This is a genomic window from Halorubrum ejinorense (assembly GCF_039522565.1).
GTDB lineage: Archaea > Halobacteriota > Halobacteria > Halobacteriales > Haloferacaceae > Halorubrum > Halorubrum ejinorense.
This window is the reverse complement of record NZ_BAAADQ010000015.1, coordinates 151,122-173,287: the sequence shown is the minus strand read 5'-3', so window position 1 is coordinate 173,287 and position 22,166 is coordinate 151,122. Positions and strand designations below refer to the sequence as shown.

At 70.4% G+C, this 22,166-nt stretch carries 25 protein-coding genes; 14 read left to right on the top strand and 11 right to left on the bottom strand.

The features are described 5' to 3' along the window. Nucleotides 1–15: 15 nt before the first annotated feature. On the top strand, nt 16–1,083 hold the full coding sequence (locus ABDZ89_RS14140; protein WP_343780202.1) for an mRNA surveillance protein pelota: 1,068 nt from the start codon (nt 16–18) through the stop codon (nt 1,081–1,083). A gap of 226 nt (nt 1,084–1,309) precedes the next feature. Continuing rightward, a complete protein-coding gene (locus ABDZ89_RS14135; RefSeq protein ID WP_343780201.1) occupies nt 1,310–1,885 on the top strand; it encodes a hypothetical protein in 576 nt (191 codons plus the stop codon). Between the two features lie 23 nt (nt 1,886–1,908). Here the strand turns inward: ABDZ89_RS14135 and ABDZ89_RS14130 are convergent, their stop codons facing one another. From ABDZ89_RS14130 to infB, 3 genes are all read right to left on the bottom strand, one after another. Beyond that, nucleotides 1,909–2,235: a hypothetical protein gene (locus ABDZ89_RS14130; protein WP_343780200.1), complete on the bottom strand. Its 327-nt coding sequence runs from the start codon at nt 2,233–2,235 to the stop codon at nt 1,909–1,911. Between the two features lie 71 nt (nt 2,236–2,306). Further along, nucleotides 2,307–2,486 carry a DUF7987 family protein gene (locus tag ABDZ89_RS14125; RefSeq protein WP_343780198.1) on the bottom strand — a complete coding sequence of 60 codons (180 nt, stop codon included), beginning with the start codon at nt 2,484–2,486 and terminating at the stop codon, nt 2,307–2,309. Between the two features lie 41 nt (nt 2,487–2,527). Beyond that, on the bottom strand, nt 2,528–4,321 hold the full coding sequence (gene infB / locus ABDZ89_RS14120) for a translation initiation factor IF-2 (RefSeq protein WP_343780194.1): 1,794 nt from the start codon (nt 4,319–4,321) through the stop codon (nt 2,528–2,530). A gap of 328 nt (nt 4,322–4,649) precedes the next feature. Between infB and ABDZ89_RS14115 the strand changes: the two genes are divergently transcribed. The 3 genes from ABDZ89_RS14115 (at nt 4,650) to ABDZ89_RS14105 (ending at nt 6,550) form a co-directional block, all read left to right on the top strand. Then, entirely contained in the window at nt 4,650–4,895 is a 246-nt protein-coding gene (locus tag ABDZ89_RS14115) for a PRC-barrel domain-containing protein (protein WP_343780192.1), read from the top strand. Beyond that, the gene (locus tag ABDZ89_RS14110; RefSeq protein WP_343780190.1) at nt 4,895–5,353 is read left to right on the top strand and encodes an NOB1 family endonuclease; all 459 of its coding nucleotides are present in this window, start codon (nt 4,895–4,897) and stop codon (nt 5,351–5,353) included. The genes ABDZ89_RS14115 and ABDZ89_RS14110 overlap by 1 nt, the downstream gene beginning before the upstream one ends. A gap of 96 nt (nt 5,354–5,449) precedes the next feature. Beyond that, on the top strand, nt 5,450–6,550 hold the full coding sequence (locus ABDZ89_RS14105) for a DUF2891 domain-containing protein (protein ID WP_343780188.1): 1,101 nt from the start codon (nt 5,450–5,452) through the stop codon (nt 6,548–6,550). On the opposite strand, the gene uppS is transcribed toward ABDZ89_RS14105, so the two are convergent. Beyond that, nucleotides 6,547–7,566 (bottom strand): polyprenyl diphosphate synthase, encoded by a 1,020-nt coding sequence (uppS, locus tag ABDZ89_RS14100; RefSeq protein ID WP_343780186.1) that lies wholly within the window; start codon nt 7,564–7,566, stop codon nt 6,547–6,549. The genes ABDZ89_RS14105 and uppS overlap by 4 nt on opposite strands. A 64-nt stretch (nt 7,567–7,630) precedes the next feature. Here uppS and lwrS point away from each other — a divergent pair, with 64 nt between their 5' ends. The 4 genes from lwrS (at nt 7,631) to ABDZ89_RS14080 (ending at nt 9,655) form a co-directional block, all read left to right on the top strand. Next, nucleotides 7,631–8,014 carry an LWR-salt protein gene (gene lwrS, locus ABDZ89_RS14095; protein WP_343780184.1) on the top strand — a complete coding sequence of 128 codons (384 nt, stop codon included), beginning with the start codon at nt 7,631–7,633 and terminating at the stop codon, nt 8,012–8,014. Between the two features lie 61 nt (nt 8,015–8,075). Further along, entirely contained in the window at nt 8,076–8,762 is a 687-nt protein-coding gene (locus ABDZ89_RS14090) for an HAD family hydrolase (RefSeq protein WP_343780181.1), read from the top strand. A gap of 34 nt (nt 8,763–8,796) precedes the next feature. Next, nucleotides 8,797–9,108, top strand: coding sequence for a PadR family transcriptional regulator (locus ABDZ89_RS14085; protein ID WP_343780180.1), 312 nt, complete (start codon nt 8,797–8,799; stop codon nt 9,106–9,108). Between the two features lie 25 nt (nt 9,109–9,133). Next, nucleotides 9,134–9,655, top strand: a complete 522-nt coding sequence (locus ABDZ89_RS14080; RefSeq protein WP_343780177.1) for a CopG family ribbon-helix-helix protein — start codon at nt 9,134–9,136, stop codon at nt 9,653–9,655. Nucleotides 9,656–9,688: 33 nt separating this feature from the next. On the opposite strand, the gene ABDZ89_RS14075 is transcribed toward ABDZ89_RS14080, so the two are convergent. Continuing rightward, nucleotides 9,689–11,914, bottom strand: coding sequence for an AAA family ATPase (locus ABDZ89_RS14075; RefSeq protein ID WP_343780176.1), 2,226 nt, complete (start codon nt 11,912–11,914; stop codon nt 9,689–9,691). Nucleotides 11,915–12,030: 116 nt separating this feature from the next. On the opposite strand from ABDZ89_RS14075, the gene endA reads away from it, so the two are divergent. Then, complete coding sequence (endA, locus tag ABDZ89_RS14070) at nt 12,031–13,221, top strand: tRNA-intron lyase (RefSeq protein ID WP_343780175.1); 1,191 nt, start codon at nt 12,031–12,033, stop codon at nt 13,219–13,221. Between the two features lie 11 nt (nt 13,222–13,232). Here endA and ABDZ89_RS14065 read toward each other — a convergent pair whose 3' ends face one another. Next, the gene (locus ABDZ89_RS14065; protein WP_343780174.1) at nt 13,233–13,940 is read right to left on the bottom strand and encodes a universal stress protein; all 708 of its coding nucleotides are present in this window, start codon (nt 13,938–13,940) and stop codon (nt 13,233–13,235) included. Between the two features lie 300 nt (nt 13,941–14,240). On the opposite strand from ABDZ89_RS14065, the gene ABDZ89_RS14060 reads away from it, so the two are divergent. After that, complete coding sequence (locus ABDZ89_RS14060; protein ID WP_343780173.1) at nt 14,241–14,843, top strand: LURP-one-related family protein; 603 nt, start codon at nt 14,241–14,243, stop codon at nt 14,841–14,843. Nucleotides 14,844–14,873: 30 nt separating this feature from the next. Here the strand turns inward: ABDZ89_RS14060 and ABDZ89_RS14055 are convergent, their stop codons facing one another. Together ABDZ89_RS14055 and ABDZ89_RS14050 are read right to left on the bottom strand one after the other, a co-directional pair. Then, a complete protein-coding gene (locus ABDZ89_RS14055) occupies nt 14,874–15,728 on the bottom strand; it encodes an SDR family oxidoreductase (protein WP_343780172.1) in 855 nt (284 codons plus the stop codon). Further along, the gene (locus ABDZ89_RS14050; RefSeq protein ID WP_343780171.1) at nt 15,725–16,384 is read right to left on the bottom strand and encodes an NAD(P)-dependent oxidoreductase; all 660 of its coding nucleotides are present in this window, start codon (nt 16,382–16,384) and stop codon (nt 15,725–15,727) included. The genes ABDZ89_RS14055 and ABDZ89_RS14050 overlap by 4 nt, the downstream gene beginning before the upstream one ends. 115 nt (nt 16,385–16,499) lie before the next feature. On the opposite strand from ABDZ89_RS14050, the gene ABDZ89_RS14045 reads away from it, so the two are divergent. Then, nucleotides 16,500–16,907 (top strand): winged helix-turn-helix transcriptional regulator, encoded by a 408-nt coding sequence (locus ABDZ89_RS14045; RefSeq protein WP_343780170.1) that lies wholly within the window; start codon nt 16,500–16,502, stop codon nt 16,905–16,907. 69 nt (nt 16,908–16,976) lie between these two features. Here ABDZ89_RS14045 and serS read toward each other — a convergent pair whose 3' ends face one another. The 3 genes from serS to ABDZ89_RS14030 all read right to left on the bottom strand — a co-directional run bounded on the left by serS (nt 16,977) and on the right by ABDZ89_RS14030 (nt 19,419). Then, the gene (gene serS / locus ABDZ89_RS14040) at nt 16,977–18,347 is read right to left on the bottom strand and encodes a serine--tRNA ligase (protein ID WP_343780169.1); all 1,371 of its coding nucleotides are present in this window, start codon (nt 18,345–18,347) and stop codon (nt 16,977–16,979) included. A 182-nt stretch (nt 18,348–18,529) separates the two neighbouring features. Further along, nucleotides 18,530–18,739, bottom strand: coding sequence for a DUF1328 family protein (locus ABDZ89_RS14035; RefSeq protein ID WP_343780168.1), 210 nt, complete (start codon nt 18,737–18,739; stop codon nt 18,530–18,532). Nucleotides 18,740–18,837: 98 nt separating this feature from the next. Continuing rightward, complete coding sequence (locus ABDZ89_RS14030) at nt 18,838–19,419, bottom strand: DUF8162 family protein (RefSeq protein WP_343780167.1); 582 nt, start codon at nt 19,417–19,419, stop codon at nt 18,838–18,840. Nucleotides 19,420–19,560: 141 nt separating this feature from the next. On the opposite strand from ABDZ89_RS14030, the gene ABDZ89_RS14025 reads away from it, so the two are divergent. Further along, entirely contained in the window at nt 19,561–20,892 is a 1,332-nt protein-coding gene (locus ABDZ89_RS14025; RefSeq protein WP_343780166.1) for a dihydroorotase, read from the top strand. Nucleotides 20,893–21,099: 207 nt separating this feature from the next. Further along, on the top strand, nt 21,100–22,140 hold the full coding sequence (locus tag ABDZ89_RS14020) for an AAA family ATPase (protein ID WP_343780164.1): 1,041 nt from the start codon (nt 21,100–21,102) through the stop codon (nt 22,138–22,140). Nucleotides 22,141–22,166: the final 26 nt, after the last annotated feature.

The following is a 22,166-nucleotide window of genomic DNA, read 5'->3' as shown; positions in this document are numbered from 1 at the left end:
AGCGAACCGACGGCCATGCGCATCTCCGAGCGAGGCTACGGCGAGGAGGGCCGCGAACGGCTCACGCTGGTCCCCGAGAACGTCGACGACCTCTGGCACCTCGCGCACGTCCTCGAACCGGGCGACCTCGTCGAGGGCGACACCACCCGGCGGATCCAGCGGAACGACGACCAGATGCGGGACACGGGCGGCGAGCGCGAGCACATCTTCGTCACGCTCGACGTCGAGGACGTGGAGTTCGCGCGGTTCGCCAACCGCCTCCGGGTCTCCGGCGTGATCGTCGGCTGCTCGCGAGAGGACCAGCTCAACGCCCATCACACCCTCAACGTCGAGGAACAGGACGAGATCACCGTCGAGAAGCATTTCAAGCCGGACCAGACTGAGCGGCTCCAGGAGGCCACCGAGGCCGCCGAGAACCCCGACGTCGCGATCGCGACCGTCGAGGAGGGCGCGGCGTTCGTTCACACGGTCCAGCAGTACGGCACCGAGGAGTACGCCTCGTTCACGAAGACGACCGGCAAAGACGAGTACTCCGGGCCGCGCTCCGAGCTGTTCGCCGAACTCGGCGACGCGCTCGCGCACCTCGACGCCGACGCGATCATCTTCGCGGGCCCCGGCTTCACCAAGCAGGACGCGCGCGACTACGTCGTCGAGGACCACCGCGAGCTGGCCGACCGGATCACCGTCGTCGACACCTCCGCGGCGGGTGACCGGGGCGTCCACGAGGTCCTGAAACGCGGCGCGGTCGACGAGATCCAGAAGGAGACCCGGATCTCGAAGGAGGCGAACCTCATCGACGAGCTGACCGAGAACATCGCGACGGGCGCGAAGGCGACGTACGGCCCCGACGACACCGCCGAGGCGGCCGAGTTCGGCGCGGTCGAAACGCTGCTCGTCGTCGACGAGCGGCTCCGCACCGAGCGGCAGGGCGACGGCGACTGGACCATCGACGTGAACCAAGTGATCGAGTCGGTCGAACAGCAGGGCGGCGACGTCGTGGTCTTCTCCTCGGAGTTCGCGCCCGGCGAACAGCTGTCGAACCTCGGCGGCATCGCCGCCATCCTCCGGTACCGGCTCCAGTGAACCACTAACTGTCGGAGTGCGGCGGCGCGTGCCGCGAGCGACCGTAGGGCGCGAGTAGTGAGAGACCGAAGGTCCCTCTGATAGCCGGCGCGTGACCGTGCGGGGGACTCGAGGCTGGGACTTCGGTAGTCTCGGTCGTGACGAGTCGTTCGCAGCCAAAACAGTCACCTATCGCGTTCGGGGAGCGGCCGTGACCTTATGAGAGCGCGTCGCCAACCCCGGACCGATGGCGGACCCATCCGGCGGTGACGAGACCGTCTCGACGACCGCCGACCGCGAAAGCGCCGTCGACGCCGACGACGACCCGATCCCGGACGACACCGACCCCGTCCCGGACGAGGTCAACGCCGGCGTCGACGAGGAGGTGAAACGTCGGCTCCGCGAGGCGTACCTCAACGACGAGGAGAACGCGCTGATCGTCACGGCGGTACGGTCGGTCGGCGACCGCGTCGTCGTGGAGATGCGCCCCCCGCACGGCGACGCCACGCACACCGAGCGGTTCGACGCCCCCCGAGACGGCTCGCTCACCGAGTCGGCGGCGTTCCTCGAGTTCTTGGACGCCGCCGGGGTCTCGCCGCTCGACGTCGACGAACTCGTCGGCGCCCGCGTCCCGGCGACGTACGAGCCAGAGACCGGCTGGCGGGTCGACCCCGCGTACCGGGCCGGATCGGAGTCGGACGCGAGCGAGCGGCTGGCGGCCGCTCGCGACTGGCTGTGGACCTACCGGGCGTGGCTGCTCGCCGCGCTGCTCGTCGGCGGCGAGCTCGCCTTCGTCGCCGTGCTCATCCTGCTGTACGCCTGAGTCCGGAGTCGCGGCGCGTCGACTCAGAGTACGCGGAGTCGGTACCCCTCGGCGGCGGTCTCGTCGGTGACTCTCCCCGTCTCGAGCGCCGTGTCCAGGATCTCGGCGACGAACTCTTTCGGCACCTCGACGCCGATGAAATCGGTGCCTTCGCGCGCGGTCGTGAGCCGCGCCATGGTCCGCTTCGTGCCGTCGTCGTTGTAGACGCTCCCGACGCGTTCGCCGTCTCGGAGGAAGCGCAGCGTCACGTCGGTCGGTTCGAGCGCGTCGAAGCGCACCTCGAACACCCGGTCGTCGCTCTCCAGCCGCGCGAGGATCGCGCCGTCGTGTTCGATCACAGTAGTCTCCATACGTGTCCTACGTGCTCGAGACACATAACGGCGAGACGGATTGCCCGTCACTCGGACGCAACGGGTCGGCGTTACTCCGAGACCTGCGCGTCGAGGGAGCCGATGACCAACTGCGGCGCCACGACGCCGACGAAGATCAGGACGCCGATCAGGACGGTGTCGCTTAGGCTCGTCACGACGCGACCGCCGTACGCCAGCGTCAGTCCGGCCGCCATGAACAGGAGGATGACCGCGTTCTCGCGGGAGACCATGCGACCGGGTTCGACGGCGGTCGATAAATATCTCGTGGCGGCTACTTCCCCCAGAAGGGGTCGCGCTTCCGGCGCGTGTCGAGATACCCCTGTAGCGCCTCGCGCTCGTCGGCGGTGATCTCCTCTTTTAATTCCTGTTCTAAGATCTTCGCGTGCTTCTCGGGCACCTCGGTCCAGAGGGTGTCGCCCTCCTCGATGCCGCGCCCGACGGTCGGGCCGTCGATGGCGATGCTGACGCGTTCGCCGGACCGGGCCTCGTCGACGTCCTCGCCCTGCTTTTGAATCCCCGAGAGGCCGCCGACGCGCTCGAACTCGTTCCCCTCGAAGTAGCCGACGTTGCGGTTGTTCTGGAGGGTCCCGGAGATGATCTCGACGCCGACGACCGCGGGGTCGTTCTGTCGGAACGTGTGGTCGGGGAGGATGCGGAAGCGGGCCGGGCGGACCACCTTGTCCAGCACCGTCTCCTGTTGGGCGCGCTGCTTCTCCTCGACGTACCGCTCGTAGTCCTCGACCAACTGGTAGATGACCTCGTTTTTGAACAGCTTCACGTCCGCGTTCTCGAGGTCGGACTCGGCGTTCTGGAGGAGGTCGACGTTGAACCCGAGGATGGCCTTGTGCTCGTCCTGGTTGGCGGTCTCCGCGACCGCGATGTCGCGCGGCGCGATGTCGCCGACCTCGGCGCGCAGGATGGGGACCTCTGCCTCGCGGAGGGCGTTCGCCATCGCCTCCAGCGAGCCGAGCGTGTCGGCCTTGACGACGACGCCGTTGTCGGCCGTGTCGACCTCGATCTCGGCGAGTTCGGCCTTCACCTCCTCGACGACCTCGTCGACGCTGCGGTCGCGGACGACGCGGACCGGCGCGCCGGCCATCGCCTTGTCGAGGTCTGGCGCGGCGATCTTCACGCCCGCCGCGGCGCCCACCTCGGCGACCTTCTCGAACTGCTTTTCGGTGCGGATCTCGGCGAGCGGCCGGGGCTGGAGCAGCGCGCGGATCTCGGTGACTATCGGCTCGTTCTGTCCCCCGACGACGATCGTGTCGCCGTTGCGGATCACGCCGTCGTAGACGACGGTGTCGATGGTGGCGCCGAAGCCGCGCTCGTCTTTCACTTCGAGGACCGTCCCCTCGCCCGGCCCCGCGACGTCGATGGCCATCTCCTCTTTCATGAACCGCTGTGAGAGACCCATGAGGACGGTGAGGAGGTCCGGTACGCCCTCGCCGGTGAGCGCCGACAGCGGGACGACGCCGATGTTCTTCTGGAAGTCCTGGACGCGCCAGTAGAGGTCGGCGGAGAAGCCGGCGTCCGAAAGCTGACCGATGATCTCGTAGAGGTTCTCGTCGAGCATCGACTTCGCGCGCTCGGACTGCGCCTCCATGCTCCGCTGGATCGGCTCGCCCTCCTGCGGGTTCCACCCCGGCGTCGTGTCGACCTTGTTCGCCGCGACGACGAAGGGGGTCCCGGTCCGGCGGAGAATGTCTATCGCCTCTTCGGTCTGCGGCTGGAAGCCGTCGTTGACGTCGACGACGAGGACCGCGATGTCGGCGAGCGCGCCGCCGCGGGCGCGCAGCGTCGAGAACGAGTGGTGGCCCGGCGTGTCGATGAACAGCAGGCCGGGGAGGTCGAAGTCGTCCGGGTCGATGAGCTCGCCGGCCATCCCGGAGATGGTCGAGAGCGGGATGTCCGTCGCCCCGATGTGTTGGGTGATCGCGCCGGCCTCGCCCTCGCTGACGGCGGAACCGCGGATCTTGTCGAGCAGGCTCGTCTTGCCGTGGTCGACGTGACCCAGCACGGCGACGATGGGGGTTCGAAGGGTGTCCGCGTGTGTGTGGTCGGTCATATGTGATCGCCCCGAGAAGGTTATACCGTCCGTTCCGCCCGGCCGTCAGTTAAGCCTTTCAAAATGCCGCCGCGAACCGCGGGGACGAACGCGCACGCTCGGGCCGTGTCACAGCGCGGGTGTGTCAGCGATCGGAATCGGTCCGCGGTCGGAGGAGTTCGCGACCGGAGTCCGCGGTTGTGGCGTCCGCGACCGGAGCGGATCCGCGGTCGGAGGGGTCCCGGCGGTCGCGCCGGAGAACGCGTCCCTCGGCCGTCGCGGGCGTCCGCGTCGGTCAACCGTCGGACGGCCCGTGGCGTTTAAGACCGTTGCCCGGGACCGTGAGGGTATGGTCGACATCCTCGCGGAGAACCTCTCCGGGAAGGCGGTGATGAGCTCCGACGGCACGGAACTCGGGGACCTGTACAACATCACGATGAACCTCGAGTCCGGCGAGTTGAACCACCTACTGGTGAGCCCGCACGAGCAGCTCCGGGCCGAACGCGTCGACTTCGAGTTCGACGATATGGGCCGGCTCCGGGTGCCCGTCGCGAACGTCAAGGCGGTGAAAGACTACATCGTCGTCGCCCGCTGATGCAGGTCCTCGACTCGTCCGCGTTCATCCACGAGTACACGACTGACGACGACGTCGTCTCCATCCCGGCGGTCCACGAGGAGCTCACCGGCGAGGTGGCCCTCCGGTTCGACGCGATGGAGGGGTCGGGGATGACGGTCCACGTCCCGGCGCCGGAGGCGGTCGACCGGGTGCGCCGCGCCGCGAAGGGGTCGGGCGACGCCGCCGAGCTGTCCGACACGGACATCCGGCTGATCGCGACCGCGCTGGAGCTTCACGCCGAACTCGTCACCGACGACTACGCGATGCAGAACGTCGCCGAGCGGCTGGACCTCCCCGTCGAACCGATCGCCCGCGACGGCATCTCGGAGGAGCGAGAGTGGCGGTTCCAGTGTGTCGGCTGTAACCGCACCTTCGACGAGAACAGGGAGCGCTGTCCGATCTGCGGGAGCGACCTGACGCGTAAGAACCCCGCGTGAGCGACTCGGGGAGATTGGCTCGGGGTGAGCGCACCCGCTTGCGGCTCGATCGCACGCGACCGACCGATTGAACAGGCCACCGAGCGACCGGCCGGCATGAACGCTTTCGAGGCGATATCGCCGGACGCGATCCGTGCCGGCCGGGCGGACGCGCTCGACGACGCGGCGGCGACGGCGCTCGCCGAACACCCCCTCGACGGGATCGGGACCGAGTACCCGCACTATCAGGGGAGCGTGGAGGGGCCGGGCGCGCCGCCGCGACCCGCGGAGAACCATCCGGTCTTCTACGGCTGTTTCGACTGGCACTCGGCGGTCCACAGCCACTGGGCGCTGGTCCGCGCGCTGCGGCTCGTCCCGGACCACCCGGACGAGACCGCCGTCGAGACCGCGATCGACGAGCGTCTCACGCCGCCGAACGTCGCGGGCGAGGTCGACTACCTCGACGAGAACCCCGGCTTCGAGGAGCCGTACGGCTGGTCGTGGCTGCTCCGGCTCGCCGCCGAACTCCACCTCTGGGACGACCCGCGAGCCGACGCGTGGCGGGAGTCGCTCCGCCCCCTCGAAGACCGGGTCCGCCGGGGCGTCCGCGAGTCGTTCCTCGGGATCGACCGGGCGCACCGCGTCGGCACGCACGGAAACACCGCGTTCGCGCTCGCCGGAGTCCTCGATTACGCCCGAGTCGTCGGCGACGCGGACCTCGAAGCCGAGACGGAGGCGACCGCGCGTCGCCTCTACGCGGACGACACCGCCGCGGCCGTCGGCGCTGAGCCCGTCGGCTGGGACTTCGTCTCGCCCTCGCTGACGGAGGCCGACCTGCTCCGCCGAGTCCTCGACCCGGACGCGTTCGCGGCGTGGGTCGACGAGTTCCTGCCGGACCTCTCGGCGCCGCCCCACGACGCGCTGTTGACTCCCGTCTCCGTCGAGCCCGACGAGGGCGACGGCGCGGCGATGCATCTGATCGGGCTCAACGTCTCGCGGGCGTGGTGTCTCGCGGGCGTCTCTGACGCCCTCGCGGGCCGAGACGGGCCGGCGGCGGAACGGCTCCGTGAGCCCCTGGACGAGGCGGCGCGCCGCCACGCCGAGGCCGGCGCCGCTGACGTACTCACCGACGACTACGCGGGGTCGCACTGGCTCTCGTCGTTCGCGCTGTACCTGCTGACCCGGGGCGAGGGCGGTATCGCGCCGGGAGCGGTCTAGTCCGCGCCCTTCGACTCCGGCGAGTCGCTCTCGGCCGGCCCGGAGCGATCGCTTTCCACCGGTCCGACGCGGTCGTTCGCCACCGGACCGACGCGGTCGCTCTCGGTGGCTCCGAGGGCGTCGTCGGCGAGGTCGGTCCCGTCGAGCCGCGGGACGCGGTCTCGAAGCCGGGTCGCGGCGGCGCGCGCCTCCTCGAACTCCACCTCGGCGAGCGCGCGGACCAGCGCGGCGGCCCGTTCCGCTCGCGCGCGCTGCCACGACTCCTCGCGCGACTCGTAGGTGCGGATCGCGCGCAGGAAGTCGGCCTCGGAGAACTCCGGCCAGTACGGCGCACAGAAGTAGACGGCGGCCTCGTTGCCGTTCGCGTGCCACGGGAGAAAATTCGAGGTCCGCTCGTCGCCGCCGGTGCGGACGATCAGGTCCACGTCGCGGATCGGACGGTCGTACAGCCGCGACTCGACGGTCTCGACGTCGACGTCCTCGGGATTCGTCTCGCCGGCGTCGACCTCGCTCGCGATGGCGCGCGCGGCGTCGAGCAGCTCGGTCCGGCCGCCGTACGCCAACGCGACGTTGAGCGTGAAGCGGTCGTTGCCGGCGGTCCGCCGCTCCGCGTAGTCGACCGCGTCGCGGACGCGGGGCGGGAGGCGAGAGACCTCGCCGATGGCCCGGACGCGCACGCCCTGGTCGTGGACGCGGTCGGCGTCGGCGAACTCGCGGAGCTTCCCTTCGAGCAGGTCGAAGAGGGGCTCCAGCTCCTCGTCGGGCCGCGAGAAGTTCTCGGTGGAGAACGCGTAGAGGGTGAGCTCCGAGACGCCGAGATCGGCACACCAGTCGAGGACCCGCTCGGTGGTGTCGGCGCCGGCGCGGTGGCCGTCGGGGGCGTCGTCGCCCTGCTCTCGGGCGTACCGACGGTTGCCGTCCTGGATGACCGCGACGTGGTCCGGGACGTCGTCGATCTCGCTGCGGAGGTGCCGGCGGTACGCGCGCTCGACGAGGCCGCGGAGACGATCCAGCATCTGGATCACCTCACTGGACCGAGGGATATGTATTTTTACCCTCGGATCCCGCAGATCGCACTCGATGGACGCCGCCTACGTCTTCCGCGTCGCCCTCCGGCTCGATCCGCCCGCCGCGAGCGTCGACCCGGACCGCTTCGAGACGACGATGGAGGTCCCCGCGAGCGAGCCGGGCACCGACGGGTGGCTGTTCTTCCGTGACCGGCTCTGGCGCGGCGAGATCGGCGACGAACCCGCGTTCCGGCGGCTCGCCGAGGAGCGGCTGGGGATCGCGGACGCCACGGGCGTCGCCGTCGCCGCCGCCGACTTCCGGGAGCTCCGCACCGACGAGGCGTACCGCGACGCGCTGACGGACGCGATCACCGACGATCTCGGCCCGTTCAACGCCGACTCGGTCGACGAGGTCCTTCACAAGTACCTCGGCTCGTCGATTCACGTCAGGGAGTGACCGGACGCGCGCGGTCGACGCCCACAACGCACTTACCCACACCCGACTTACGAGCGCACCCATGGCCGTCGCCGACTACGACTTCCACCTGTTCGACCTCGACGGGACCCTCGTCGACGCCGAGTGGGCGTACACCCGCGACGTGTTCGACCGCGTCGGCGACAGGCTGGGCCGCGAGTTCTCGGACCGGGAGGCGTACGTCCTCTGGAACGGACTCGGCGGGGCCCGCCGCGAGACGCTCCGCGACATCGGCGTCGACCCCGACGACTTCTGGCCGGCGTTCCACGCCGAGGAGGACCCGATCGCCCGCGCGGAGGCGACGTTCCTCCACGACGACGCCGCGCGCCTGCTCGACCGCGTGGCGGAGGTCGGCGGGCCGGCCGGCCTCGTCACCCACTGTCAGGAGTTCCTCGCGGAGCCGGTCCTCGACCACGTCGACCTCGACGGGCGCTTCGACGCGGTCGTCTGTTGCACCGACGAGACCGGATGGAAGCCCAGCCCCGACCCGATCGAGTTGGCGATGGAGTCGCTCGGCGTCGACCCTCGGAGCGCCCGCGGCTACTACGTCGGCGACGGCGAGAGCGACGTGGGCGCGGCCTGGAACGCGGGACTCGACGCGGTCCACGTCGAGCGCGTCGGCCACGACGAGCGCGGGCGCTGCGTCCTCGGCGACCGGCGCGTGAGCCGCCTCGACGAACTGGTCGACGGCGACGCGCGGGGCAGCGGCGGGCCGGCGGACGCGTCGTGAGCGATTTATTGTGCCGCGGGGCGACTCGCGATCCATGACGAAGTGGTTCCACAGCGGCCGGCGCCGCGACCTCTGTGCGCTGTTGTACGACCACGGCGAGTTGCGCGCGCAGTCGGCGAAGAGCCGGCTCGAATCGCACTACGACGAGCGGATCGACCCGAGATCTTTCTACGGGACCCTCTCCGCGCTCGTCGACGACGGCTACCTCGACCGGCGGACCGAGGGGATCGCCGACGTGTACGCGCTCACCGAGGCGGGCGAGGCCGCGTTACTCGACCACTACGCGTGGCTGAGCGAGCGCGTCGGGATCGACGAGGCGCGCGAGCCCCCGGACCTCAAGGATTAACAACTTCGCCGGTGTGGGTTAATACATGACCGTCGTCAGCGTCTCAATGCCGGAAGAGTTGCTCGACCGGATCGACCAGTTCTCCGACGAACACGGGTACACCGGGCGCAGCGAGGTGGTCCGCGAGGCCTCGCGTAATCTCCTCGGCGAGTTCGAGGACGCCAAGCTCGAAGACCGGAGCCTGATGGCCGTGGTGACCGTCCTCTTCAACTACGAGACGACGAGCGTCGAGGAGCGGATGATGCGGCTGCGACACGAACACGAGGGGATCGTCGCCTCGAACTTCCACAGCCACGTCGGCTCGCAGTACTGTATGGAGCTGTTCGTCTTAGAGGGCGGCTTAGAGGAGATATCGGCGTTCGTGGGGAAGGTCCGCGCGACGAAGGACACGCTGACGGTCGATTACAGCGTCACCCCGGTCGACGAGTTCGGCGCCGGCGCGCTTCACGAGGGCCACGCCCACGGCGGGCACGGGAGCGACGAGAGCGGCGAGGCCGACGCGGAGGCGAGCGACGCCGAAGAGAGCCCGACCGCGGAAGACGACTGAGGCGAGCGGGCTGCGCGGGGGATTCGGACGGCCTCAAGCGGTTTCAGGCCGGACCGACTCGATCGCCGCGTCGAAGTCCTCGTCGGTGATCCCGACCTCGTCGGCGTGGTCGTTGGCGGCCTCGCCGTGTTCGTCGGCGACGCGTTCGATGGCGCGCATCGCGGCCGCGCGCGACAGCGAGGCGATCTCCGCTCCGGAGTACCCCTCCGTCTCGTCGGCGACGCGCTCCAAGTCGACGCCGTCGACGAGGGGTTTCCCGCGGGTGTGAACGTCCAGAATCTTGCGGCGCGCCTCGCGGTCCGGTTCGGGCACCTCGACGTGGGTCTCCAGCCGACCGGGACGGAGCAGCGCCGGGTCCAACGCGTTCCGCCGGTTCGTCGCCGCGAGGACGACGAGGTTCGGGTTGTCGCTGGCGCGGTCGAGCTCCGTCAGCAGCTGTGAGACCACCCGCTCGCTCACGCCGGAGCCGTCGCCGCCGGCCGCGTCGCGGTCGGTCGCGACCGCGTCGATCTCGTCGAAGAAGATTATCGCGGGCGCCGCCTGCCGCGCGCGGTCGAACAGCTCGCGCACCGCCTTCTCCGACTCGCCGACGTACCGGTCGAGCAGTTCCGGCCCCGCGACCTGGATGAAGTTGACGCCGCTCTCACCGGCGATGGCGCGCGCGAGCATCGTCTTCCCGGTGCCGGGCGGGCCGTACAGCAGGACGCCGGTCGGGGGGTCGGCGCCCGCGGCGTCGAACAGCGGCCCGTACGACAGCGGCCACGTCACGGCGCGTTCGAGTTCCTCCTTCGCGTCCTCGAGCCCGCCGACGTCCGAGAAGTCGGTCGTCGGCTGCTCGGCGACGTACTCGCGCATCGCGCTCGGCTCGACGTTCGCGTGGGCCGCCTCGAAGTCCGCCTTCGTGACGGTCACGTCGGCGAGCGCCTTCGCGTCGTCCTGACGCGCGCGGCGCAGCGCCGTCATCGCCGCCTCCTGCGCGAGCCCCTCGATGTCGGCGCCGACGAAGCCGTGCGTCCGGCTCGCGATCCGGTCTAAGTCGACGTCGTCGGCCAGCGGCATCCGGCGCGTGTGGACGTCGAGGATCTGGCGGCGACCCGCCTCGCCGGGGACGCCGATCTCGATCTCGCGGTCGAACCGCCCGCCCCGCCGGAGCGCCGGGTCGATCGTGTCGACGCGGTTCGTCGCGCCGATGACGATCACGTCGCCGCGGGCGTCGAGCCCGTCCATCAGCGAGAGCAGCTGCCCGACGACGCGGTTCTCCACGTCGCCGCCGTCGTCGCGTTTCCCCGCGATCGAGTCGATCTCGTCGAAGAAGATTATCGCCGGGGCGTTCTCGCTCGCGCGCTCGAACACCTCGCGGAGCCGCTCCTCGCTTTCGCCCTTGTACTTCGACATGATCTCCGGGCCGTCGACGGTGATGAACGTCGCGTCGACCTCGTTGGCGACGGCGCGGGCGATGAGCGTCTTCCCGGTGCCCGGCGGGCCGTGGAGCAGCACGCCCTTCGGCGGGTCGACGCCGAGCCGGGTGAACACCTCCGGCTCGGAGAGGGGCAACTCGATCGTCTCCCGGACCAGCTCCAGCTCCTCGTCGAGGCCGCCGATGTCCTCGTACGTCGAGCCCGCGGTGTGTTCGGCGGGCGGCGACCCGCCCTTCGGGGCGGCGTCGTCTCCGGGCAGATCGGTGCCCGAGTCGGTCGACCTCGCGGCGCGGTCGTCGGTCCCCGTCGACGCCTCGGGCGTGTCGCCCGCGCGCTCCTCGTACTCGACCGACACGTCGGTCGAGGCCGTGATCCGGACGGTCCCGGACGGGGCGGTCGCGGCGACGACGAACCGGAGCCCCCCCAGCCGCTCGACGTGGACGGCCTCACCCTCGGTGACGGGGCGGTCGCGGAGTTCGCGGGAGAGCGCGCGCTCGACGACCTCGCGGCTCACGTCGACCTCGGCGAGCCGGCCCGGCGCGGCGAGCGTCACGCGGTCCGCGTCGGAGACGTCGACGGGAGCGATCGTCACGGTGTCGCCGACCTTCACGCCGGCGTTCGCGCGGGTGTCGGCGTCGATGAGGACGGACCCGTCGGCGGCGCTGGGGCCGCCCGGCCACACCTTCGCCACGGCGGTGCGCTCGCCGCGCACCTCGACCGTGTCGCCGCTGAGGAGGGCGAGCCGCTTGCGGGCCGACTCGGGGAGCCTAGCGATGCCCCGGCCCGCGTCCCGCTTCTCGGCGGCACGCACCGTGAGCCGGAGCCCTGCGGTGTCGTTCATACGCCACGTTCTCGCCGGCGGCTCTTTATCCTTATCCGATACGTCGGGAGGACGGGGAGACGACCCCGCGAACGCCGACCGCAACCCCCTTCCCTCGGCCGCCCGCCGTGACGGGTATGCAACCGACGGGACACCTGCGGGGCGACGCGGTCCGCGTCGGCGGGGACGCCCGCCAGCGCTTCTACGACGCCCGGGGGTACGGGCGGCCGCTCGACGGCAACGAGATCGCGCTCTCGCGGGTCGAGGCCGCGCACCTGCTGTTCCGCGGCGACCTGTCCGGGATCGAACTCGGGGGCGACGACGCCGGCGGACCCGACGCCGGCCCCGTCGGCTTCGAGCGCTTCTTCGTCGCGAGCGCGGCCGCCGCCGACCGCTTCGCGGTGCGGTTCCTCGTCTACTCGGACCTCCGCGACCGCGGCTTCTACCTCTCGCCCGCCCGCGAGCCGTGGCCCGGCGGGAGCGACGCGCCGAGCGACGCGGTCGACTTCGTCACCTACGAGCGCGGCGAGACGCCCGACACGGGGAACGTGAAGTACCCGATCCAAGTGGTCGGCGAGCGCGAGTCGATCGCGGCGGCGGGACTGGCGGGCCGCACCCTCGCGGTCGTCGACGAGGAGTCCGACATCACCTATTTCGCGGCCGAGGCGGGCGATATCGACGGCGCGACCGGCTACGAGCCGCCGGGGTCGCTGTCGGGGGTCCTCCTCGCCGACCGCGTCGTCGTCTGGGACGCCCCCGAGGGGCTCTACGAGCGCGGCTTCTACGGCCGACCCCTCACCGGCCGAGCCGCCGACGTCGAGGGCGCGCTCCAGCTCTCGCTCGTCGAGGCCGCGTCGCTGGCCGCCGACGGGCGCCTGTCGCTGTCGGCGTCGGTCGGGGCGACGGGCGAGGCTCCCGGCGACGACCCGGGGAACGGGACGACCGACGACGCCGCCCGGATCGTCGCCCGCGGCCGCGACGTGGAGGGCGAGCGGTTCGACCGGCGGCTCGCCGTCTACCGGCGCCTCCGCGGCGCCGACGCCGTGCCGAAGACCGGCTTCAAGTTCGGCGCCGACTTCCGGACCTACCTCGACGTGGAGACGGTCGAGGACCTGCCGCACTCGGAGCACCTCGTCCGAGTCGTCGGAAGCGACCACCGCTTCTCGCCCCGCGAACTCTCGCTCGACGTGCGCCTCGCGGGCGGCGTCCGCAAGGAGATGGTGTTCGCGCTGACCGCGGTCGGCGACGACCATCCCGCCGCCGACGCCGACGACGCGTCCGTCGACGCCGACGTGGCGTGGCTCTCGGTCGACCGGCTGACGCCCTGACCGCCGAGCGATCAGCGGAGGATCAGCACCGGAATCTGCCGCTCGTCGACGATGTACTCGCCGACCGGGCCGAAGATCCGGTCGCCGATGTCCTGTTCCGTCTCGCCCAACACGATGAGGTCGTAACCGCTGGCCGCCTGGCCCAGTTCGAACGCCACGTCCGTCCCCGTCCTGACGGTCCGGTCGATCTTCAACTCCGGGAAGCCCGCGTCGGTGAGCGTCGAGGCCGTCTCCTTCAGGATCCGTGCTCCCTCCGCCTCGCCATCGGGGTCGTCCGGATCGGCGACGTGGACGAGGCCGATCGAGATCAGGTCCGTCTGGTCGACGATGTCGAGCAGCGGGACCTTCCGCTCGGCGTTCCGCAGGTCGCGAGAGGCGATCAACACCTTGCCGAGCGTGTTCGCCGCCCCGGGGAGCAGGACCGCGTCGACGTCCTCCTGCTCGACGATCTGTTGCCGGGCCGCGAACCGGTCCCGGTCGAACACGAGGTCGTGATCCGTCCGGACGCCCACCTGCTCGAACCGCTCGGCTATCGCTTCGAGTTCCGAGGCGAACTCGGCCCCGCGCGCGGCGCGCACCTCCTCGGCGGACTCGTCGTCGTCGAGGTGGTAGAAGCCGACGACCTCGGCGTCCGGGTATTTGAGGTGATTGAGGAAGCCCGTCGTGGGGACCGTCGGGTCGGGGAACTCGACGAAGACCAGTACGTTTGGGTGCTCCATACCAGCCCACACAAAACCTGATTAGAAATAGTTTCGCTTGTGAGCGGTTTGTCGGGGTTCTATTTTCTTTTCGTAATTTGTTCTATGATCTACTAATTGACGGCCGGGATCGATGACAAGGCGACCGCGCCCGACGCGCTCGCCGCCGGCCGCGACCGTAGTCCGCTCGCTCCGCCGCCGTGGCGACGCGGCGAAGCCGGTGGGCCGGCTGACGCGCTGAAGAGCCCCGCCGCGGCCGGGGTATTCCCGCCGGCTGCGACGAGCGGAACCGTTTTCTGACGCCTCGACATCGTGTCGGCCATGAACGATCCCTCCACCGGCTCGTCCGAGCCGGGCAAGTACGACATCTCGACCGTCGACCTCAGCGACGACCGCTACGAGGTGAAACAGTCGATGGTCCGGAACAAGTACACTGTCCGCGACAGCGCGGGCGACGTCGTCTTGCGCGGGAAACAGAAGATGTTCAAGCTGAAAGAGGAGTTCCCGTTCGTCACCGGCGACGACGAGGACGCGTTCTCCGTGAAGGCGGGCGGCATCATGGACATCGGCGGGAACTACGCCATCGTCGACGCGGGGACCGGCGAGGAGGTCGTCGTCTTAGACGAGGACTACTCCATCTTCGTCGAGAACTGGACGATCCGAGACCCCGACACGGGCGAGGCGCTGGCGACGATTCAGTCGAAAAATAAGCTCCTCTCCGCGCTCCGGCACCTCGTCGGCGCCGCGAACCTCATCCCGAACAAGTACGAGATATTCGACGCCGACGGCGGCCACGTCGGCGACATCGAGGGGCAGTTCTCGCTGCGCGACGCCTACACGGTCACCATCGACGACGCGAGCGACGTGCCGAAGGAGGCCGTCGTCGCCGCCGCGTGTATCCTCGACGCCCTGGAGAACCAGTAGGACCCGGGCAGTGTGGGATTCCGGTGCGCACTACGCGCGGAACTCGTCGGCGTAATCCGCGACGAACTCGCGCACCGTTCGCGGCGGCCGCCCCAGCAGCGTCTCGACGTCGTCGGTCGTCCGTCCGGAGCGGCCCAGCCGGACGACGGAGTACTCGGCGACCATGAACGCGACGAACCCCGGGGAGAACCCGCGTCGGTACATCTGCCGCGCGAACGTCAGCCGCGACGGGTCGGCGTATTTGATCGGTCTGTCGAGCACGTCCGAGAACACCGCGGCGACCTCGTGAAAGTCGAGCGCGGCCGGGCCGGTGAGGTCGTACGCCCGGTTCTCATGCCCTGACTCGGTGAGGACGGTCGCGGCGACCGCCGCCACGTCCCGCGCGTCGGTGAAGCTCAGCACGCCGTCGCCCGCCGGGAAGAATAGCTCGTCGCGCTCGACGATCTCCGCGCGGTGAACCTCGCTCAGGTTCTGCGTGAACCACGAGGCGCGGAGGAGCGTGTACGACATGTTCGTTCGCGCGAGGTGCGTCTCGATCCGCCGGTGCGGAAGGACCGGGAGCTTCTCCGCGCCGAGGATCGACAGGAAGGCGACGTGCTCGACGCCCACTCGGTCGGCGGCGTCGGCGAACTCGGTGACCTCGCCCACGCCGGTTCCCGGCGGATACAGGAGGAACAGCCGGTCGACGCCGGCCAAGGTCTCTCCCCACGTCTCCGGGCGATCGAGGTCGAACTCGACGTACTCCTGCCCGTCGCCGAACGTTTCGCGTGGGTTATCCGGGCTCCGAGTCGCGATGCGGACCGACGCGTCCCCGGCAGAGAGTGCTCGGACGAGCGGCTCGCCGACGGTCCCCGTCCCACCGGTGACGAGGAGCGTCTCCCTCATCGGTCGTCGGCGATCTTCGGCATCTCGCGGACGTATCGATCGTCCTCGAGGCAGTCGAGGACGAACGCGGCGACGTTCGCCCGCGCGGCGGTGTCGCGCATCCCGAGCGTGAGGTCGGTTCCGTGTCGGAAGGCGCCCGCCTCCGGCTCTTCCGTGAGCCGCGGGCCGCGGACGACCGTCCACCGCGTGTCGCTGGCCCGGACGGCCTCGACGTGGTCGCGGGCGTCTTCGAGGGCCGCCCGCGCCAGCAGCTTCAGCAGCGACCCCATCACCTTCCCGCCGAGGCTCACCGACTCGCCCTCCTCTCGGACCCCGGCGCCGACCAGCGTCACGATCCGGTCGACGCCGTGTTCCTCCATCGCCACGAGCAGATGCCCGCCGGCCGCCGTGAGGAGGTCGTCCGGCCCCTCCTTCGTCTGTCCGAGGACGCTGACGACGGCGTCGACGGGGACCCCGTCCCCGCCGACGGCGCGGTCGACGCCGTCGCCGGTGTAGGCGTCGCCCTCGACGACAGTCACTCGGTCGTCGTCCCGGAACGCCGACGGGAGGCCCGCGGGGTCCCGAACGAACGCGACCACCTCGTGTCCGCGGTCGAGCGCCTGTTCGACGAGCGGACGCCCGGTTCGTCCCGACGCACCGAATACTGCGATTCGCATACCGGGTGAAGGAGCGCTGAGGGCATATACGTGCGACTTCGAAGTCTCGAAGTATCGGGCGAATCTAGGACCAACGGCCAAAGATACAATACGACAAGTGTTGACGTTCCGCCCGATGGACGACCCGAGCGATCCGCCGGACGTGCCCGAACTGAGCGGCGGACTGACCCGTGAGGAAGCGACCGCGCTCCGCGAGTCGTTCGAACCGGAGACGCAAGAGCGCATCAGTCGGACCGTGGCCGAGCTCCTCGACCTGCTCGGAAAGGCCCACACGATGGCGGTGTTGAGCGCGTTCGCGTTCGCCGAGGGGTCGCTCAGGTTCAGCGACCTCGAAGCCGAGCTCGACATCGCGCCGAACACGCTCTCGACTCGGTTACGAGAGCTGACCGAAGCGGGGCTGCTCGACCGCGAGGCGTACGACGAGGTCCCGCCCCGCGTGGAGTACACGCCGACAGAGAAGGCGGAGTCGCTGTTCCCCGCCTTCGGACACCTCCACCACTGGGCGGTCGAACACGAGCTCTGATTCGGTCGCCGTCGCGACGGACGTCGCTCGGCCGGACGGCGAGACGGTTCCGAGGAGGAACGCTCGGGACTACTCCTCGCCCAGTTTCGACTCGCCGACCGGGTCGTGGCCCTCGATGACCTCGGTGCCGCCCATGTACGGGCGCAGGGCCTCGGGGACGGTGACGGTGCCGTCGTCGTTCTGGTAGTACTCCAAGATGGCGACGACGATCCGCGGGACCGCGAGCCCCGAGCCGTTGAGGGTGTGGAGGTACTCGGCGGACTCGTGGTGCTCCTCGCGGTACTGAATCTGAGCGCGGCGCGCCTGGAAGTCCTCGAAGTTCGAGACCGAGGAGACCTCCAGCCAGCGGCCGCCCTGCTCGGGGCCCTCGTCCATGTCGTCGCCGGGCGCCCACACCTCGACGTCGTACTTCTTCGCCTGCGTGAAGCCGAGGTCGCCGGTACACATCTCTAAGATGCGGTAGGGGAGTTCGAGGCGCCGGAGCACCTCCTCGGCGTCGTCGACGAGCCCCTCGAAGCGCTCGTCGCTCTCCTCGGGGCGGACGAAGTTCACCATCTCCACCTTGTTGAACTGGTGGACGCGGACGATACCGCGCGTCTCGGTGCCGTGTTCGCCCGCCTCCTGGCGGAAGTTCGGCGTGTACGCCTGATACTTCAGCGGGAGGTCCTCGCCGAGCAGGATCTCGTCGCGGTGGAGGTTAGTGACGGGTACCTCGGCGGTCGGGAGCAGCCAGAGGTCGTTGTCGTCGTACTCGTCCTCGTTCGATCCCTCGACCCGGTAGGCGTCCTCGGTGAACTTCGGGAGCTGGCCGGTACCCCGCATCGACGCGGAGTTGACCGGGATCGGCGGGAACACGTCCTCGTACCCCTGCTCGCGGTGGACGTCGAGCATGAACTGGATCAGCGCGTGTTCCAGCCGGGCGCCGTCGCCCTTCGCGACGTAGAAGCCGCCGCCGGCGACCTTCGCGCCGCGCTCGAAGTCGAGGATCTCCAGCTCCTCGCCCAGGTCGTAGTGCGGGGTCACCTCGGCGGGGAGGTCGCGGAGGTCGTCGAACCCCTCGCGGCGGCGCTCGACGTTCTCCGACTCGTCGGCGCCGACCGGGACCGACTCCTGCGGGATCTGCGGGAGCTCGAGCAGCGACTCCTCCAGTTCGGCCTCCAGTTCGTCGGCCCGCTCCTCGATCGCTTGGAGCTCGGCCTTGAGGTCTTGAGACCGCTCGATCGCCTCCTGGGCTTCCTCCTCCTCGCCGGCCTGTTTCAGCTCGCCGATCGTCGAGGAGACCTCGTTGCGCTCGTGACGCAGGTCGTCGCCGCGCTGTTTCAGCTCCCGCCACTCCTCGTCGACGTCGAGTATCCGGTCGAGGTCGACGTCGACGCCCTTGTTGGCGAGCGCCTCGCGGACGACCTCGGGGTTCTCCCGGACGAACTGTCGAGACAGCATTTAACGGCAGTTCCGCGGGGCGACCCAAAACCGTATCGGAGCGTCGGCACGGAGTGACACGGTCGATCGCGAGCGTCCGTGACACCCGTTCGGTCGGCGACCAGTCGCTGGCGGTCGACCCGTTCGACTCGTCTGGAAGAACATCGGCGGACCCTACGGCGGTTGTGGGGTTCGCTTCTGGATTAGAGGACGAACGTGACGACCGCGAGCACGACGAAGATGATGACGAGCCACTTCGCGATGCTCATGCTCAGTCCGGCGACCCCGCTGGCGCCGGCGACCGCCGCGATGACGGCGAGGACGAGAAAGAGGATCGCCAGTTCGATCAGGTCTCCGCCGAACTGCAGAGGCATAGCCATCACTCCGCTGTGAATCGCCTGAGTAAGGCTCATGCTCGGCCACACGACCTTCGCCCGCTTAGTTAGGAGACGCGTATCGGTCGGTCGCGGGAATTCCCGGGTCGGAGGAGAGCGGTAACCGACGGTTTCTCTCAGTACCCGCCCGGCAGCGCCATCCCGACGGCGAGCGCGACGAGCGGCACCGCGGCGACGACCGCGTACGCCGCCCCGGCACCGACGAGGAGGAGCCACGTCGAGTAGCCGTATCCCGTCGGGTCCCAGTCGAGGCCGAGCCGCGGGAGTCCGAGCACGGCGACCGCGGGGGCGACGAGGACGGGGCCGACGGCGCCGAGCGCCGCCGTGGCGATGAATCCCTCGCTCCAGCCGGGCCCCGCCGACTCGACGAGGCCGACGGTGAGGGCGACGCCGGCGATGTACGGGGCCGAGAGTCCGACCGAGACGGCGACGTACGAGGGGAGCACGCGTCCCGCCGGGGGGAGCGAGCGGAACAGCGCCCGGAGACGCGTGACGGCGAGGAACGGGACACACAGCCCCGCGGCGACGAGGCCCGGAAAGAGGAACAACAGGAGGGTCCACAGCCACGTGACGACCGAGTCGGCGAGCGTCGAGACCGCGGGGAGGGCGCTCGGATCGGCGGCCGCGAGGAGTCCGATCGGATCGGGGACCGCGGGGAGGGCGTTCGGATCGGCGACCGCGGGGAGGGGCGAGACCATGCGAGAGGAACCCGATGCGGGCGGCAAACGTCTTGTGGTGACGCCGGCCGCGGGGCGGGCGCGAGCCTGGCGACCGGGGTCCGCGGGTCGGCCGCCGAGAACCACCAGCGTTTATCCCGCTCGCCGCGACCGGCCGACAACATGCTCATCACGGGCGCGACGCTGGCCGACGGCCGGGTTCGGGACGTGCGGATCGGCGACGATGGACGGATCGACGCGGTCGCCGAGGGGCTCGGCGCCGACGCCGGCGAGCGCGTCCTCGAAGCGCGCGGCAGACACCTCCTTCCGGGCGCGGTCGACGTCCACGTCCACTTCCGCGAGCCGGGCGGGAGCCACAAGGAGACGTGGGCGTCGGGCTCGCGCAGCGCGGCCGCCGGCGGCGTCACCACCGTCGTCGACCAGCCGAACACCTCGCCGCCGACCGTCGACGGCGACGGCTTCGACGAGAAGGCGGCGCTCGCCGCCGAGTCGCTCGTCGACTACGGGATCAACGGCGGTGTGACCGCCGACTGGGATCCAGAGAGCCTGTTCGACCGGCCGCTGTTCGCGCTCGGCGAGGTGTTCCTCGCGGACTCGACGGGCGACATGGGGATCGACGCCGACCTCTTCGCGGACGCGCTCGACGAGGCGACCGCCCGCGACGTGCCCGTGACGGTCCACGCCGAGGACGCGACGCTGTTCGACGAGAGTGCCCTCGACGGTGACCTCGGCGGGATCGGCACGGCCGCGACCGCGGACGCGTGGTCCGCCTACCGGACCGCTGAAGCCGAAATCGCGGCCGTCGAGCGCGCGCTCGCGACGGCCGCGGACCGCGACGCACGGGTCCACGTCGCGCACACCTCGACGCCGGAGGCGGTCGACGCGGTGAGCGAGGCACGGGCGGACGGCGCGTCGGCGACCTGCGAGGTGACGCCGCACCACCTGTTCCTCTCGCGCGAGCGCGCTCGGTCCCTCGGCACGTTCGGGCGGATGAACCCCCCGCTCCGGTCCGAGGAGCGCCGCGAAGCGCTGTTCGCGCGGCTCGCCGAGGGCGCGGTCGACGTCGTCGCGACCGACCACGCGCCGCACACGGTCGCGGAGAAGCGGCAGGGGCTCGCGGACGCGCCGAGCGGCGTTCCGGGCGTCGAGACGCTGTACCCGCTGCTCCTCGAATCCGCTCGGAAGGGCGAACTGTCGCTCGAACGCGTCCGCGACGTTGCGGCCGCGAACCCCGCCTCGGCGTTCGGGCTCGACCGGAAGGGGCGGGTCGCCGAGGGGTACGACGCCGACCTCGTGCTCGTCGACACCGCCGGATCGCGGGAGATAGAGGCCGCCGCGCTCCACAGCGCCTGCGCGTGGACCCCCTTCGAGGGGCTCCGGGGCGTCTTCCCCGAGGTCACACTCGTCCGCGGCGAGGTGGTCTACGAGCGCGATCCGGCGACCGGCGCGGCGTCGTTCGGCGAGGCCGTCGGGCGGAACGTGCGCGAGTCGTAGTCGGGGAACGGCGACCGGGCGCTCGGAGCGAAGGAGACGCGCGCCGGCGCGACGAGCGCGAGACCGCGACCCGCCGCAACGGACGGATACCCGCCGGCGGAACGCATATGACGCCTCCAGCCGTATCGGATCCATATCGATGACCATGGGGAGCACTCGCACGGCCGCGTCCGGTCGGCAGACCGAGCCTGACGGGACCGGCCGACAATGACCGGCCCCGGAGACTCCGGGCCGATCGGCGCGGACCCTACCGAGGCTGCCGAGAACGGGCCGGGAGGGGCTCGGTCGGCGAGCGACGCCGACCTGTCGGACCGACACGCCGACCCCGAGACCCCGGCGGACGTCGCCGACCTCGCCGACCGGATCGTCGCCGAGGTCGAGGACGTGATCGTCGGCAAGCGCGAGGCGGTCGAGCACGTCCTCGTCACCGTGTTGGCCCGCGGCCACCTCCTCGTCGAGGACGTGCCGGGCGTCGGGAAGACGACGCTCGCGAAGTCGGTCGCGCGCTCGATCGACGGCTCGTTCAAGCGCGTCCAGTTCACGCCCGATCTCCTCCCGTCCGACGTCACCGGCGTCAACGTGTTCAACCGCCGAACCGACGAGTTCGACTTCCAGCCCGGGCCGGTGTTCGCGAACGTCGTCCTCGGCGACGAGATCAACCGCGCCCCGCCGAAGACGCAGTCGGCGCTGTTGGAGGCGATGGAGGAGAACCAGGTGACCACCGACGGGACGACCCGGAGCCTCCCGGACCCGTTCTGCGTGATCGCGACACAGAACGACGTCGAGCCCGGACAGACTTACGAGCTGCCGGTCGCGGAGGTCGACCGATTCACGAAGAAGATCCGGCTCGGCTACCCGGACACCGACGAGGAGGCGGCGATCCTCGGCCGGCTCACCGGGGATCACCCGGTCGACGCGGTCGAGCCCGTGGCGACGGTGGCGGACGTGCGGCGCGCGAGGCGGATCGTCGGCGAGATAGAGGCCTCCGAGCCGATCCGGGAGTACGTCGCCAGGCTCGCGGTGTACACCCGTCAGAACGCCCGGCTCGGGGCGAGTCCGCGCGGGAGCCTCGCGCTGGTCCGGGCGGCGCAGGCCCGCGCCGCGCTCGACGGCCGCGAGTACGTGATCCCCGACGACGTACAGACCGAGGCGCCGACCGTGTTAGCCCACCGGATCCGGACCGAGTCGGGCGGGGTCGACGGCGCGGAGGTCGTCGCCGACGCGCTCGACCGAGTCCGCGTGGAGTGATCCGCGGATGACGCATCGGGAACCAC